At 73.8% G+C, this 14,887-nt stretch carries 12 protein-coding genes; 8 read left to right on the forward strand and 4 right to left on the reverse strand.

Annotated elements, in window-relative coordinates; genetic code table 11:
- Positions 1-40: 40 nt before the first annotated feature.
- From CITRIK5_RS07470 to CITRIK5_RS07480, 3 genes are read right to left on the reverse strand one after another with little or no spacing between them, the layout of a single operon-like run.
- Entirely contained in the window at positions 41-1,531 is a 1,491-nt protein-coding gene (locus CITRIK5_RS07470; protein WP_036316711.1) for a dihydrolipoamide acetyltransferase family protein, read from the reverse strand.
- Positions 1,528-2,577 carry an alpha-ketoacid dehydrogenase subunit beta gene (locus tag CITRIK5_RS07475; RefSeq protein ID WP_036316710.1) on the reverse strand — a complete coding sequence of 350 codons (1,050 nt, stop codon included), beginning with the start codon at positions 2,575-2,577 and terminating at the stop codon, positions 1,528-1,530. The genes CITRIK5_RS07470 and CITRIK5_RS07475 overlap by 4 nt, the downstream gene beginning before the upstream one ends.
- A gap of 2 nt (positions 2,578-2,579) precedes the next feature.
- Positions 2,580-3,782 (reverse strand): thiamine pyrophosphate-dependent enzyme, encoded by a 1,203-nt coding sequence (locus tag CITRIK5_RS07480; protein ID WP_144861952.1) that lies wholly within the window; start codon positions 3,780-3,782, stop codon positions 2,580-2,582.
- A gap of 189 nt (positions 3,783-3,971) precedes the next feature.
- Here CITRIK5_RS07480 and CITRIK5_RS07485 point away from each other — a divergent pair, with 189 nt between their 5' ends.
- The gene (locus tag CITRIK5_RS07485; RefSeq protein ID WP_060974097.1) at positions 3,972-4,445 is read left to right on the forward strand and encodes an Lrp/AsnC family transcriptional regulator; all 474 of its coding nucleotides are present in this window, start codon (positions 3,972-3,974) and stop codon (positions 4,443-4,445) included.
- 21 nt (positions 4,446-4,466) lie between these two features.
- On the opposite strand, the gene CITRIK5_RS07490 is transcribed toward CITRIK5_RS07485, so the two are convergent.
- Positions 4,467-5,765 (reverse strand): MFS transporter, encoded by a 1,299-nt coding sequence (locus tag CITRIK5_RS07490; protein ID WP_044658902.1) that lies wholly within the window; start codon positions 5,763-5,765, stop codon positions 4,467-4,469.
- A gap of 65 nt (positions 5,766-5,830) precedes the next feature.
- Here CITRIK5_RS07490 and CITRIK5_RS07495 point away from each other — a divergent pair, with 65 nt between their 5' ends.
- The 7 genes from CITRIK5_RS07495 to CITRIK5_RS07525 all read left to right on the forward strand — a co-directional run bounded on the left by CITRIK5_RS07495 (position 5,831) and on the right by CITRIK5_RS07525 (position 14,779).
- Positions 5,831-7,321 (forward strand): NCS2 family permease, encoded by a 1,491-nt coding sequence (locus CITRIK5_RS07495; protein ID WP_041104070.1) that lies wholly within the window; start codon positions 5,831-5,833, stop codon positions 7,319-7,321.
- Between the two features lie 102 nt (positions 7,322-7,423).
- Positions 7,424-9,670: a S9 family peptidase gene (locus tag CITRIK5_RS07500; RefSeq protein WP_159833431.1), complete on the forward strand. Its 2,247-nt coding sequence runs from the start codon at positions 7,424-7,426 to the stop codon at positions 9,668-9,670.
- Between the two features lie 255 nt (positions 9,671-9,925).
- Positions 9,926-10,405: a hypothetical protein gene (locus CITRIK5_RS07505; protein ID WP_159833433.1), complete on the forward strand. Its 480-nt coding sequence runs from the start codon at positions 9,926-9,928 to the stop codon at positions 10,403-10,405.
- On the forward strand, positions 10,392-10,547 hold the full coding sequence (locus tag CITRIK5_RS07510) for a hypothetical protein (protein ID WP_159833435.1): 156 nt from the start codon (positions 10,392-10,394) through the stop codon (positions 10,545-10,547). The genes CITRIK5_RS07505 and CITRIK5_RS07510 overlap by 14 nt, the downstream gene beginning before the upstream one ends.
- 409 nt (positions 10,548-10,956) lie before the next feature.
- The gene (locus CITRIK5_RS07515; RefSeq protein ID WP_049159047.1) at positions 10,957-11,934 is read left to right on the forward strand and encodes a 1,4-dihydroxy-2-naphthoyl-CoA synthase; all 978 of its coding nucleotides are present in this window, start codon (positions 10,957-10,959) and stop codon (positions 11,932-11,934) included.
- Positions 11,935-11,965: 31 nt separating this feature from the next.
- Positions 11,966-13,531, forward strand: coding sequence for an aspartate:alanine exchanger family transporter (locus CITRIK5_RS07520; protein ID WP_060973683.1), 1,566 nt, complete (start codon positions 11,966-11,968; stop codon positions 13,529-13,531).
- A gap of 66 nt (positions 13,532-13,597) precedes the next feature.
- The gene (locus CITRIK5_RS07525; RefSeq protein WP_020627261.1) at positions 13,598-14,779 is read left to right on the forward strand and encodes an AMP-binding protein; all 1,182 of its coding nucleotides are present in this window, start codon (positions 13,598-13,600) and stop codon (positions 14,777-14,779) included.
- The last annotated feature ends 108 nt before the right edge of the window (positions 14,780-14,887 follow it).

The raw sequence follows: 14,887 nt of genomic DNA on the forward strand, positions 1-14,887 counted from the left end.
AGGGCTCGTCCGGGGTCGGGGCGGGCGGGGATCGTCCGGATCAGATCCGGGCGAGGGCCGCCGTCGGGTCGTGGAGGCAGTCCGCCACGAACGTGAGGAACGCGCTCGCGGTGGCGCCGTCGGTGACGCGGTGGTCGAAGGTCACGGTCATCTCGGTGACCTTGCGGACCACGATCTCCCCGTCCACGACCCACGGGCGGTCGATGATCCGGCCGATGCCGAGCATCCCGACCTCGGGCACGTTGATGATCGGCGTGGCGCCGTCCGTGCCCAGCGGGCCGTAGTTGTTCAGCGTGAACGTGCCGCGGGTGAGCTCGGCCGGGGCGGCCCGGCCCGCGCGGGCGCGGCTGACGGTGTCGTTGACCGCGGCGGTGAGCTCGTCCGCGGACAGCTTCTCCGCGTGCTCGACGGACGGCACCATGAGGCCGCGGTCGGTCTGCACGGCCAGGCCGAGGTGGACGCCGTCGACCTCCACAATCTCGTCCTTGCCGTCCGCCCCCGCCTCGATGCGCGCGTTCATCACCGGGTACCGGCGCAGGCCGGCCAGGGTGAAGCGGGCAATCAGGCCGAGCAGCGAGGGCGCGTTCTCCGAGTCCTTCGCCTTGAGCGAGGCCCGCAGCTCGAGCAGGGCGGTGACGTCCACGTCCAGCCACGCCGTGACCTCCGGGACCTCGCGGCGCGAGCGGGAGAGCTGGTCCGCGATCACCTTGCGCACCCCCGAGATCGGGGTGCGGGCGACGACGGCCAGGCCGGTCCGCCCGTCCACGGCGCCCGGCTGCGCGGCGGCCTCGGCCGCCGGGACGGCTGCGACCAACGGGGCCTGGGCCGGGGCGGCCTGCGGGGCGGAGCCCTCGGCCGCGGCGAGCACGTCGGCGCGGGTGATCAGGCCGTCCGGGCCCGTGCCGGTCAGCGCGGCCACGTCCACGCCCTTCTCGCGGGCGAGCTTGCGGACGATCGGGGAGGTCACGCGCGGGGCGCCGGCCCCGGCCGTGGGGGCCGGTGTCGGGCGGGCGGCGCCGCGGCCGCGCTTGGACGGACGGCTGCGGGAGGTGGCCCTGTGGCCGGAGGTGCCGTAGCCGATGAGCACGGCGCCGGAGGCCTCGTCGTCGGAGCCGGCGACGTCGCCGTCGCCGCCGCGGGCCTTGTCCGGCTTCGGCTGGACGCCGGCCATCTCCTCCTCGCGGTAGCTCAGCGCGCCGGGGCGGGCGGCCTCGGCAGCGGCCGCACCGGTGGCCGGCGGGACGGCCAGGGCCTCGGTGCCGGCGGCGGGCGCGGAGCCCTCACCGGACTCGCCGGCCGCGCCGATGGTGATCAGCGGGCTGCCGACGTCCATGGTCTCGCCCTCGGCGCCGTGCAGGGTCAGCACGGTGCCGGCGTACGGGCTCGGCACCTCGACGAGGGCCTTGGCGGTCTCGACCTCGACCATGGGCTGGTCGACGGCCACGGTGTCGCCCTCGGCGACGAGCCAGCGGACGATGTCGGCCTCGGTCAGGCCTTCGCCCAGGTCGGGCAGCAGGAAGGTGTTGCTCATGCGCGGGCCTCCTCGGCGTCCAGGTCCCAGTTCAGGTCGTCGATCGCGTCCAGGATGCGGTCGATGTTCGGCAGGTGGTGCTCCTCGAGCTTCGGCGCGGGGAACGGGATGTCGAAGCCGGTCACGCGGCCCACGGGCGCCGCCAGCGAGTGGAAGCAGCGCTGCTGGATCCGGGCCACCAGCTCGGAGGCCACGGACGCGAAGCCCTGCGGCTCGGCGACGACGACGGCGCGGCCGGTCTTGGCGACCGAGGCGGCCATCGTGTCCTCGTCCAGCGGGTTCACGGTGCGCAGGTCCACGACCTCCACCGAGAGCCCCTCCTCCGCGGCCGCGTGGGCGGCGGCGAGGCAGGTGGGGACGGAGGGGCCGTAGGAGACGAGGGTGACGTCCGTGCCCTCGCGGACGACGGCGGCGCGCGCCCAGGCCTCGCCGTGCTCCTTCTTGTCCTCGACGCGGGCCCAGCCCTCCTCGAACTCGGCGCGCAGCTGATCGAGGTCGAGCTCGGCCTTGGTCCAGTACATCTTCTTGGGCTCCATGAAGACCACCGGGTCGTCCAGGCGGATGGCCGAGCGCAGCATCATGTACGCGTCCTTCACCGAGGCCGGGGTGTACACCTTCAGGCCCGGGGTGTGCGCGTAGTAGGACTCGGAGGAGTCGCAGTGGTGCTCCACGCCGCCGATGCCGCCGCCGTAGGGGATGCGGATGGTGATCGGCATGGGCGTGGCGCCCTTGGTGCGGTTGCGCATCTTGGCCACGTGCGAGGCGATCTGCTCGAAGGCCGGGTACGCGAACGCGTCGAACTGCATCTCGATCACGGGGCGGGCGCCGCCGAGGGCCATGCCCACGGCCATGCCCGCGATGCCGGACTCGGCCAGCGGGGTGTCGAAGCAGCGCTCCTCGCCGAAGCGCGCGGTCAGCCCGTCCGTGATGCGGAAGACGCCGCCGAGGGTGCCGACGTCCTCGCCGAACACCACCACCATGTCGTCGGCGGCCATCTCGTCGGCCAGCGCCGCGTTGAGCGCGGCGGCGAAGGTCAGGGTCGCCATGCTCAGGCCTCCTGGTTCTCGGAACGGGACAGCTCCTCGGCCAGCTGCGCGCGCTGGGCGGCGAGCTGCGGGGTCTGCACGGAGTAGACGTGGTCGAACAGCTCGAGCGGATCGAGCTCCGTCTCGGCGTTCATGGCGTCACGCAGCTGCTGCGCGACGTCCTCGGCGTCGCGGGCGATCTGGGCCGAGACCTCCTCGGTGAGGGCACCGGTGGACTCGAGGTAGGCGGTCATGCGGCGCAGCGGGTCGCGCGCCTCCCACTCCTTCACCTCGGCCTCGTCGCGGTAGCGCGAGGGGTCGTCCGTGTTGGTGTGCGCCTGCATGCGGTAGGTGTCCGCCTCCACGAGGAAGGGGCCCTGGCCCTGCCGGCACAGCTCCACGGCGCGGCCCAGCACGGCCAGCAGGGCGCCGAGGTCGTTGCCGTCCACGCGCTCGCCGGCCAGGCCGTAGCCCACGGCCTTGTGGGCCAGGGACGGGGCGGCCGACTGCTTGGCGAACGGCACGGAGATGGCGAACTTGTTGTTCTGCACGAAGAAGATCACCGGCAGCTTGAACACGGCCGCGAAGTTCAGCGCCTCGTGGAAGTCGCCCTCGGAGGTGCCGCCGTCGCCGACCATGGCCAGGCACACGACCTCCTCGCCGCGCAGGCGGGCGGCCTTGGCCATCCCGACGGCGTGCAGCATCTGGGTGGTCAGGGGCGTGGACTGGATGGAGACGTGGTGCTTCTGGGGGTCGTAGCCCTGATGCCAGGTGCCCTGGTAGGCCACCATCACCTCGAGCGGCGGGACGCCGCGGGCGATCACGGCCACGGTGTCGCGGTAGGTCGGGAACAGCCAGTCGTCCTCGCCCAGGCAGACGGCGGCGGCGACCTCGGAGGCCTCCTGGCCATGCGAGGACGGATAGACGGCCATGCGACCCTGGCGCACCAGGGCGTAGGCCTGGTCGTTGACGCGGCGGCCGATGACGAGGTGGCGGTAGGCGGCCAGCAGCTCCTCGTCGGAGGGCAGGGGATACTCGTGGCCGGGCTCGGTGCCCTGCTCCTCCGGGGCCAGCAGAGTGCCGTCCTCGCCGATCAGCTGGATGCGGCGGGCGGCGGGGAGCAGGTACTCCTCGAGGGAGATGCCGAAGGCGGCGCCGGCGTTCGGGCGGGTCTCGGCCTCGTCGGTCCGGACGGCCCCGGGCACGGCGGGGGTGGGGTCACTCATGGCGGGTCCTCTCGATCTGTGGCCTTCAGTGTGCCCAAGAGGATCAATGTGTCGCGCGCTCGCCCGTGATCACGAGACAATCGGGTGCAAACCAGGCACTCCATCGGACGAACTGCTATTGTGACTCGTGCCACGTAGACGGTCCGCCGCCGCGTGGCCGACCCCGTCCGCCCCGCCCCAGGAGGAGCCATGGCCGCCGAGCCGCTGGACCGCGTGGACCGCGCGATCGTCCGCGAACTGACGCAGGACGGGCGGATGTCCGTCGCGGCCCTGGCCGAGCGCGTGCACATCTCCCGCGCGCACTGCTACTCGCGTCTGAACCGCCTGCAGGACGCGGGCGTGATCACAGGCTTCACCGTGCGGGTCGACCCCGTCAAGGTCGGCTTCGGGGCCTCCGCCCACGTGACCATGAAGCTGCGTCAGCACGACTGGCGAGAGCTGCGCGCCACGCTTCTGGCCATCCCCGAGGTCTCCCACGTCTCCCTCGTGGGCGGGAACATGGACGTGATCCTGCTGGTCCGCGCGCGGGACCCCGCCGACCTGCGCCGTGTGATCTTCGACGAACTGCAGACCCTGCCGAGCGTCGTCGACACGCAGACGTACATGGTCTTCGACGACCAGGCCTCCGGGCAGACCATCCCCCCGGACGAGACCGCCGACTGAGCCGACGGTCCGGCGCCCCGGTCAGCGCGAGCGCACGACGACGGGCGGCGGGTCCGCCACAGCCCCCGGCCCGCGCGGCAGCACCGCGGCGAACACGACCGCTCCGACACCGCAGACGACCGCGAGGGAGCCGACGCCGACGGCCAGCCCGGCCGCGGCGGTCGCCCCGGAGAGCAGCAGCGGCCCGGCGAGCATCCCCGCGTCGGACATCGAGCGCCACAGACCGAGGAACGGGGCGCGCGCGTTCGGCGGCGAGTGGTCCGCCCCGAGGGTCATCACGATCCCCGCGCCGAAGCCGTTGCCGATGCCCAGCAGCACCGCCGCCGCCGCGAACGCCGTCGGCTCCCGGGTGAGGCTGATCGCCAGGAACCCCGCCCCCAGCAGGGTCAGGCACGGCACCGCCACGGCGCGCCGGCCGAAGCGGTCCATGAGCCGGCCCGAGGGGTAGAAGAGCAGCAGGTCCGCCGCGCCGGCCAGGCCGAAGACGAGCGACGCCGTCGCCGCGTCCAGGCCCAGGTGCGTGGCCCACAGCGGGATGACGGCGTTGCGCGCCGCGCGGGCGGCGGAGACGGCCACGACACCGAAGCCGGCCGTGAGCAACGCCCCGCGCCGGGCGCGCGCCACGTCCCGCAGCCGGGGTCGACCGGCCGGGCCGGGCTCCTCCCCCGCCGCCGGATCGGACGCCGGCACCGGCAGATCCCGGATCCGCAGGCACAGCAGGGCGCCGACGGCCATGGCCGCGGCGGCCGCGGCGAACGCGCCGTCCAGCCCGAGCGGGGCCTGCGCGGCGGCACCCAGGAACGGGCCCAGGAACGTCCCGATCCGCACGGTCCCGCCGAGCGTGGACATCGCGCGGGCCCGGTGCGTGGCCGGCACCGCCACCGCCAGGTACGCCTGGCGGGCCAGGTTGAACCCGGCCCCGGCCATGCCCACGGCGAGCACCGCGGCCAGGAACAGCGCCAACCGCCCCGGTTCGGCCACCCCCGCCGCCGACGGCCCGGAGGACACCCCGGCCGTCGTCGCCCAGGCCAGACCCGCGCCGACCGTGCCGAGCCCGGCGGAGACGACCATGGTGACCCGCTCCCCCGCCCGGGCCGCGAGCGCCGAGGCCGGCCCGTTGGCCACGAGCGAGCCGAGCCCCACCAGCAGCACGACGGCAGCCGCCCGCGCCGCGTCCAGGCCGAGGGCCAGCGCCGCCACCGCGAGCGCGGGCGTCATGGCGCCCAGGCCGACGGCGTAGACGGTGGAGGGGGCGTAGATCTGCACGGCGTCGCGCAGCGCCTCCCGGGTGCGGGCGGCGGAGGCGGAGCGGGGACGCATGCCCGCGAGCGTAGCGGGACGGCACGCGCGCGATCGTCGTGGGACCGGGTCACTACGCTGGTGCCATGGCCTCCCGCACCGCCTCTCCACCGCCCTCGCCCGCCCCGTCCCCCGCCGCTGCCCGCGGCGCCCTGGACCGGTACTTCCGCATCACCGAGCGCGGCTCGTCGGTGGGCCAGGAGTTCCGCGGCGGCCTCGCCACGTTCCTGGCGATGAGCTACATCGTGGTGCTGAACCCGCTGATCCTGTCCGGGCCCGACTCGGCCGGGAACACCCTGGGCATCCCCGCCGTGGCCGCCGTCACCGCGCTCGTGGCGGGCGTCATGACCATCGTCATGGGCGTGTGGGCGCGGCACCCGTTCGCGGTGGCCGCGGGCCTGGGCGTCTCCGCGTTCGTCTCCATCACCATCGCCACGACGCCGGGGCTCACCTGGCCCCAGCTGATGGGCCTCGTCACCCTCGCCGGTCTCGTGATGCTGCTGCTCGTGGTGACCGGCTTCCGCCGTGCCGTGTTCGACGCGGTCCCGGAGGCGCTGAAGTCCGGCATCGTGGTGGGCATCGGCCTGTTCATCGCACTGATCGGCCTCGTCAACGCCGGGTTCGTGCGGCGGCTGCCGGACGCCGCCGACACCACGGTCCCGGTGGGCCTGGGCACGGGCGGCGAGCTCGAGGGCTGGCCCGTGCTGGTCTTCGTCGTCGGGCTGCTGCTGACCGCGGTCCTCGTGATCCGCAAGGTGCGCGGCGCCATCCTGATCGGCATCGTCGCGGCGACGATCCTCGCCAACGTGCTGGAGGCCGTGTTCCACATCGGCCCCTCCGTGGACGCCGACGGGAACGCCGTGCCCACCGGCTGGTCCCTGATCGCCCCCTCCCTGCCCGAGTGGACCGCCCCGGACCTGCACCTGCTCGGCAGCGTGGACCTGTTCGGCGCCTTCACCTCCGTGGGCGGGCTGATGGCCTCCCTGCTCGTGTTCGCGATCCTGCTCTCCGTGTTCTTCGACGCGATGGGCGTCTCCGTGGGCCTGGCCCGCGAGGCCGGCACCGTGAACCCGGACGGCTCCATCCCCGACCTGAACCGGGTGCTCGCCGCGGACGCGCTCGCGGTCGCCGTGGGCGGCGGCGCCTCCGGCTCGGCACACCAGATCTTCGTGGAGTCCGGCACCGGCATCGGCGAGGGCGCCCGGACCGGCCTGGCCTCCGTGTTCACCGGCCTCTTCTTCCTGGCAGCCGTGTTCCTCTCCCCGCTCATCCACCTCGTGCCGTTCGAGGCCGTGGCCCCCGCGCTCGTGGTGGTCGGGTTCATGATGTGCCAGCACGTGGTGCAGATCGACTGGTCCGACCCGGGCGCGGCCTTCCCCGCGTTCCTCACGTTCATCCTCATGCCGTTCACCTACTCGATCGTCAACGGCATCGGCGCCGGCGTGGTGGCCTACGCGGTGATCCGCACGGGCCAGGGCCGCGGCCGCGAGGTGCACCCGCTGCTGTGGTTCGTGGCGCTCGCGTTCGTCGCGTACTTCGGGCTCGGCGTGGTCCGGGCATCGCTCGGCCTGAACTGACCCGCCACCCCCGACGGCGGCGCACCGGACCGGTGCGCCGCCGTCGTCGTGTGCGGCGCGGGGTGTCGGCCCCGCCCCGCGCGACGTGATGGGATGGGCCGCATGCCCCAGACCACGTCGCACGCCCCCGTCCCGCCGTCCGTCTCCGCCGAGCCCGTGACCCGCCGCCACCACGGCCACACGTTCCAGGACGACTTCGAGTGGCTGCGCGGCAAGGCGGAGCCCCGCGTGCTCGAGCACCTGGCCGCCGAGAACGCGTACACCGAGGCCGTGACCGCGGACCAGGCGCCGCTGCGCGAGGCGATCGTCGGCGAGATCAAGGCCCGCACGGTGGAGACGGACCGCTCCGTGCCCGCCCGCCGGGACGGGTGGTGGTACTTCGTGCGCACCCGCGAGGGCGCCGAGTACCCGATCCACTGCCGCGTGCCCGCACGCGACACCGGCGACCTCGAGGCCGACTGGACCCCGCCCGTCATCACCCCGGACGCCGCCCTGCCGGGCGAGCAGGTGATCCTGGACGGCAACGCCGAGGCCGAGGGCCACCCGTTCTTCGCGCTCGGCGGCCTGCACATCAGCCCGGACGCCACCCGGGTGGCCTACGCCGTGGACCACACCGGCGACGAGCGCTTCACCCTGCGCGTGCGCGAGATCGCCACGGGCGAGGACCTGCCGGACGCGGTCGAGAACGTGGCCCACGGCGTCCGCTTCGACCGCTCGGGCACCCGCGTGTTCTACACCGTGTGGGACGACTCGTGGCGGCCGTACCAGGTCAAGGCCCACGTGCTCGGCACCGACCCGGCCGAGGACGTGCTCCTGCACGAGGAGGCCGACCCGGGCATGTGGACCGGCTTCGAGGGCGTCGCCGACCGCACCCAGCTGCTGATCGGCGTCGGCAACTCGGAGGTCTCCGAGACCCTCGTGGTCGACCTGCCGGAGGACCCCGCCGCGCCCCTGCCGGCCCCGCGCGTGCTGATCCCCCGCGCGTGGCGGATGCTCGCCGACGTCGAGCCCGTCACCGACGCCGACGGCGTCCGCCGGCTGCTCGTGGTCCACGACCGCGCCCTGGACGACGACGGCGCCCCCGTCGCCGCGCCCAACGGGATGCTCTCGGTGGTCGCCGAGGCGGACGTCGCCGACCGCGGCGCCTGGCGCACCGTCGTGCCGCACCGCGAGGACGTGAAGGTCGACGGTGTCATGGTCACCCTGACCCACGCCGCCCTGGCCGTGCGCCGGGAGACGACCCCGCGCGTCGTCGTCACCGAGCTGGACGCCGTGCTGGCCGGGCAGGCCGCGCACTGGCGCGAGCCCGCGTTCGACGAGGAGCTCTACGCGTGCCATCTGTCCGCGACGGCGGCCGAGTCCCCGTTCCTGCGGCTGGCCTACACGTCCTGGATCACGCCCGCGCGCGTGCTGGACGTCTCGGCGGCGACGGGCGAGGTGCACCTGCGCCGCGAGACGGAGGTGCCCGGCTACGACCCGGCCGACTACGTGGCCGAGCGCGTGTGGGCGCCGGCGTCCGAGCCGTCGTCGGTGACCGGGGAGGACGTGCGGATCCCCGTCACCGTGATCCGGCGCCGCGACGTGAAGCCGGACGGGACGGCCCCGTGCGTGGTGTACGGCTACGGCTCCTACGAGATGTCCATGGACCCCGTGCTGGGTGTGGCCCGGCTGTCCCTGCTGGACCGGGGCGTGGTGTTCGCGGTCGCGCACGTGCGCGGCGGCGGCGAACTGGGCCGGCGCTGGTACGAGGACGGCAAGAAGCTGGCCAAGCGGCACTCCTTCACGGACTTCGTGGACGCCACCCGGCACCTCGTGGACCTCGGCTGGGCGGACCCGGCGCGCGTGGCCTGCATGGGCGGCTCGGCCGGCGGCCTGCTCATGGGCGCGGTGCTGAACCTCGCGCCGGAGCTGTACCGGGCGTGCCTGGCGGTGGTGCCGTTCGTGGACGCGCTCACCACCATCCTCGACCCGGAGCTGCCGCTGTCCGCGCTCGAGTGGGAGGAGTGGGGCAACCCGATCGAGGACGCGGCCGTGTACGAGGCCATTCGTGCCTACACCCCGTATGAGAACGTGCGGGCGGTGGACTACCCGGCCATCGCCGCGGTGACCTCACTGAACGACACCCGCGTGCACTACGTCGAGCCGGCGAAGTGGGTGGCCCAGCTGCGGCGGACGGTGACGAGCGACCAGACCACGCCCCTGGCCGAGGGCGGCGCCCCGATCCTGCTGCGCACCGAGATGGACGGCGGCCACGGCGGCGCGTCCGGCCGGTACCAGGGCTGGGAGGACACCGCGTGGGAGTACGCGTTCCTGCTGACGGCACTGGGGGCCACGGAGCGGGTGGACTGACCGGCCCGCCCGGCGATCCGGCCCCTCTCTCCGGGGAGCTGCAACCCTCACCGATTATCGAGGATGCCAGCGATACCCCTATGCTTTGAAGCACCGTGAATCGAACGCTGCGCTGACGCTGGGCAACCTGCCCGCCGGGCGGCTCCCCTACCATCGGAGAAACCCATGTCCTTCACGGACCCTCAGTCACCCGCCTCGCCCCCTTCCCTGTCCCGCCGTACCGTGGCCCACGGACTGGCCTGGACTGTTCCGGCCGTGGCAGCCGCCGCCGCAGCCCCGGCTTTCGCCGTCTCATGCGCGAACCCGGCCGCGTTCACGGGCAGGTTCACCCAGGCCAACGTTTATGGGACGCCCCCGTCCACCTACACGTGGTCAGCCGCAGGCCGCACTCCCATCACCCTGTCCCTGAACACCGTCGCCGACAGCGGCAAGTCTCTGACGCCCAACAACCTCACCTCGGCCGGCGGCATCAACCAGGGCTACAACGGACTCGGAGACCTGAGGGCGGACGGTCTGCTGCTCCAGCAGTCCGGCTCTGGCGGGCAGAGACTCACGATCACGTTCAGCCGCCCCGTGACCAACCTCCAGTTCACGATTGCCGACGTCGACTGGCTGGACAAGGGGTACCGTGACGCCATCGTGCTCGACCCCGAACCCACCAGCGTGACCAACGGCCCCCCCCCTGCAGGGCAACGGGACGACCGGATCGCCCGTGAGGGCCGTGTCAGCCGGTGAGGTCAGGTCCGACACCGAGGCGAACCGGTCCGTGGTCACCTACGCCGGCCCGATCAACTCCTTCACTCTGTACTTCGCGTCCACCGATGGAACGACGGCCCAGCAGATCTTCCTCACCGGCCTGACCTTTTTTGCCTGCTGAGGTCGTCCGATTCAGGGAGGAGACCCCAGCCGCCCTCGCGCCTCTGGTACACAAGCTGGCCGATTGCCTGTTGCCACACGAGCACTTGGCCGGCTTCGCGCACCCGGGCGCTTAGTCAATTTCCCCTCGAGCCCCGATTCTATTTGGGAACTGGGAATTTCCCAGAACACTTTCATTCGGGAAACGGGTGCTTTAAAGGGCAGGTTGAAGTGGTGGATGCGACAGGATTTGATGGAATAATCTGGAAAAGCATGCTGCGTTTCTCTCCTGAGTTCGCCCAGACGTTTTGAGCGAGGAGCCCACGGCGGCGCCCGCCCGCGTCCGGGCACCGTCGCCGGCCCCCGTCCCCCACGGTGACACACATCACCTCGAGCGGTGGGGGTCCGGGGGGACACCTAGACTCGATGCCATGACCCCGCACAGCCCCGAGCACCCGGACCGCGACCGGCTTCCGGACAAGGTCTCCGACATCTTCGACCCCACGCGCTGGCGCGTGGTCGAGGGCTTCGACTTCGAGGACCTGACCTACCACCGCCAGGTGGAGCGCGACGCCGACGGCCGCTGGGTGCGCGACCTGCCCACGGTGCGCATCGCCTTCGACCGCCCCGAGGTCCGCAACGCGTTCCGGCCCGGCACCGTGGACGAGCTCTACCGCGCCCTCGACCACGCCCGCATGACCCCGGACGTGGGCACGGTGCTGCTCACCGGCAACGGCCCCTCCCCCAAGGACGGCGGCCACGCGTTCTGCTCCGGCGGGGACCAGCGCATTCGCGGCCGCGACGGCTACCGCTACGCCGAGGGGGAGACGGCCGAGACCATCGACCCGGCCCGCGCCGGACGCCTCCACATCCTCGAGGTCCAGCGCCTGATGCGCACCTCCCCCAAGGCGATCATCGCCGTCGTGAACGGCTGGGCGGCCGGCGGCGGCCACTCGCTGCACGTGGTCGCGGACCTCACCCTCGCCTCCCGCGAGCACGGGAAGTTCAAGCAGACGGACGCCACCGTGGGCTCCTTCGACGCCGGCTACGGCTCGGCCCTGCTCGCCCGGCAGGTGGGCCAGAAGCGCGCCCGCGAGATCTTCTTCACGGCGCGCGAGTACTCGGCCGAGGAGATGGTGGCCATGGGCGCGGTGAACGAGGCCGTGGACCACGAGCGCCTCGAGGAGGTCGCCCTCGAGTACGCCGCGGACATCAACCGTCAGTCCCCGCAGGCCCTGCGCATGCTCAAGTTCGCGTTCAACCTTCCCGACGACGGCATGGCCGGCCAGCAGGTCTTCGCCGGCGAGGCCACGCGCATGGCCTACATGACGGACGAGGCCGTGGAGGGCCGGGACGCGTTCCTGCAGAAGCGCGACCCGGACTGGTCCGCCTTCCCGTACCACTTCTGACCGACCACCACGGCAGGACGGAGACCCGCCCATGCTCGCACTGCTCAACGACCAGCCCATCCTCGTCCTCATGGCCACGGTCGCCCTGGGCGCCGCCGTCGGCACCATCCCCCTGGGCAAGATCCGCCTCGGCGCTTCGGGAGCACTGTTCGTGGGCCTGCTCGTCGGGGCGGTGCTGCCCGACGTCGGCGACCGGCTGGCCCTGTTCCAGAGCTTCGGCCTGGCCCTGTTCGCCTACCTGATCGGGCTCGGCGCCGGCAAGGTGTTCTTCCGGGACCTGCGCCGCAACCTGCCCCTGATGCTGGCCGCCGTCGTCGTGGTGATCCTCACCGCCTTCACGGTGCACCCCCTGGCCGCGCTGCTGCACATGGACCTGCCGACGGCGATCGGCGTGTGGACGGGCTCGCTCACCGCGACGCCGGCGATGGCGCTGGCGAACCAGCTCACCGGCGGGCAGGCCCCGGCCGTGGGCTACGGGCTGTCCTACCTGGTGGGCGTGGTCGGCACCATCATCGCGATCACCCTGCTCGCCGCCCGCCCGTGGAACAGCTCCCCGCGCGATCCGGCGCCGGTGACCGACGGCAAGCTGCGCTTCACCGCCGCGGCCGCCACCTCCGCCCTCGCCGTGCGGGAGATCCCCGGGATCTCCGACGGGCTGGTGCGCGTGGTGGCGCTGCGCCACGGCGGCGTGGCCCGGATCGCCGGCTCCGCCGACCGGATCGAACCCGGGGACGAGGTCGTCCTGGACGGCACGGAGAAGAACATCGACGCGGCCGTGCAGGCCTTCGGCCGCCGCACCGACGCCGACCCGGCGCAGGTGATGAACCCGCTGCAGACCTCCATGGTCATCGTCACGGCCCGCCCCCTGGCCGATCGCCGCCTGGGCACGCTGTCCCTGCGCGAGCGCTTCGGCACCGACGTCGCCCGGCTGCGGCGCGACGACGTCGAGTCGCTGGCCACCCCGCAGACCGAGCTCAAGGTCGGCGACCGGGTGCTCATCGTGACCACCGCGCCGCGGATGGAGGCGGTGCGCGACTTCTTCGGCAACTCGACCCGGGGGCTCTCGAACCTGGACTGGATCTCCCTGGGCACGGGCATGGCGCTGGGCTACCTGCTGGGCATGGTGACGATCCCGCTTCCGGGCGGGGCCTCCTTCTCCCTCGGCCCGGCGGCCGGGTGCATCCTCGTCGGCCTCGCCCTCGGTGCGATCGGCCGAACGGGACCCACGGTGTGGGAGCCGTCCACGGAGATCGCGCTGACGCTGCGGCAGTTCGGCCTCATGCTCTTCCTGGGCGTGGTGGGCCTGGCCGCCGGCCCGGCGTTCATCGAGACGGTGTTCACCCGGGTCGGCGGGCTGGCCATCCTGATGTCCGCCGTGCTCACCGCGCTGACCGCCGCCCTGCTCATCGCCGCGGCACGGCTGCTGGGGCAGTCCGTGGATCGCACGTTCGGGGCGCTGGCGGGCATCACGGGCCAGCCGGCGATCCTGGACTACGCGCTCTCCCGGTCCACCGACGCCCGCGTGACCGAGGGGTACGCCCAGCTGTTCGCGCTGATCATGGTGGTCAAGATCGCCACCGTGCCGTTCCTGCTCTGACCGGCCGGGCGGATCAGGCCCACCGGGCGGGTCCGTCCGACCGCCGGGCCTCCTACACTCGGGGCCATGCCCGCCACCGCCGACGCCCTCGCCCGCGCCACGGACGCCCTCGCCGCGGCCTTCGACGGCGGCGCCCCCGTCGAGCTGACCGCCGACGGCGCCGCGCGCCCCCGGCCCGAGGCCCGCGACCCGCGCCGCTGCGGGGACCCGGACGCCGTCGCCGTGGTGCGCACCTCCGGGTCCACGGGCACGCCGAAGCAGATCGTCCTGACCGGCACGGCCCTGCGCGCCTCGGCCGCGGCCACGGCCCGGCGGCTCGGCGGCGAGGGGGCGTGGCTGCTGGCCCTCGGCGTGCACTACGTGGCCGGGCTCGCCGTGCTCTCCCGCTCGATCGCGGCCGGGACCGCACCCGTGGCCCTGCCACCGGGCCCCTTCACCCCCGCGGCGTTCGCCACCGGGGCGGCCGCCCTGCCCGACGACGCCGGCCCCCGACTCGTCTCGCTCGTCCCCACCCAGCTCGCCCGCCTCCTCGCGGCCGACGCCGACCCGGCCGGACGGGCGGCCCTGCGCTCCTTCGACCGCGTGCTCGTGGGCGGCGCCCGGCTCGATCCCGCGCTGCGGGCCGCGGCCGAGGCGGCGGGGGTGCGTCTCACCGCCACCTACGGCATGGCCGAGACGTGCGGCGGCTGCGTCTACGACGGCGTGCCGCTGCCCGGCGTCGCCGTCGCGGTGGCCCCGGACGACCCCGACGCCCCGCCGCACGTGCGCCTGGCCGGGCCCATGGTGGCGGCCGGCTACCTCGACGACCCCGCCCGCACCGCCGCCCACTTCGTCCCCGCCGCGGACGGCGCCCGCGCCTTCCTGACCGAGGACACGGGCATGCTCTCCCCCACCGACGACGGCGGCGTGCGGCTGGCCGTGACCGGCCGCCTGGACGACGTCGTCATCACGGGCGGGGTGAAGGTGTCCGCGGCGGCGGTGACCGCGGTGCTCGAGGCGCACCCGGGCGTCGCGGCGGCCCACGTGGCCGGCGTGCCGGATCCCGAGTGGGGCGCCCGGCTGTGCGCCGCCGTCGTGCCCGCCCACCCGGCCGCGGCCCCCGACGAGGCCGTCCTGCGCGCCCACGTGCGCGAGGCGCTGGGTGCGGCCGCGGTGCCCAAGACGTGGCTCGCCCTCGACGCCCTGCCGTTGCTCTCCACCGGCAAGACCGACCGGCAGGCCCTGGCCGCCCGGTTCACCGCCGGCTGAGCGTCACCCCGCCCGCGTGGGAGAATGACCCGGGCCCGGCCGACGTCGGGCCCCGGCCGCGCTCCGCCGTCGACCCGGCCCGCCGCGCGCCGATCCCCACCCCGCTCC

Source organism: Micrococcus sp. 116, from assembly GCF_902506395.1.
In the GTDB taxonomy this organism is placed as follows: domain Bacteria; phylum Actinomycetota; class Actinomycetes; order Actinomycetales; family Micrococcaceae; genus Micrococcus; species Micrococcus luteus.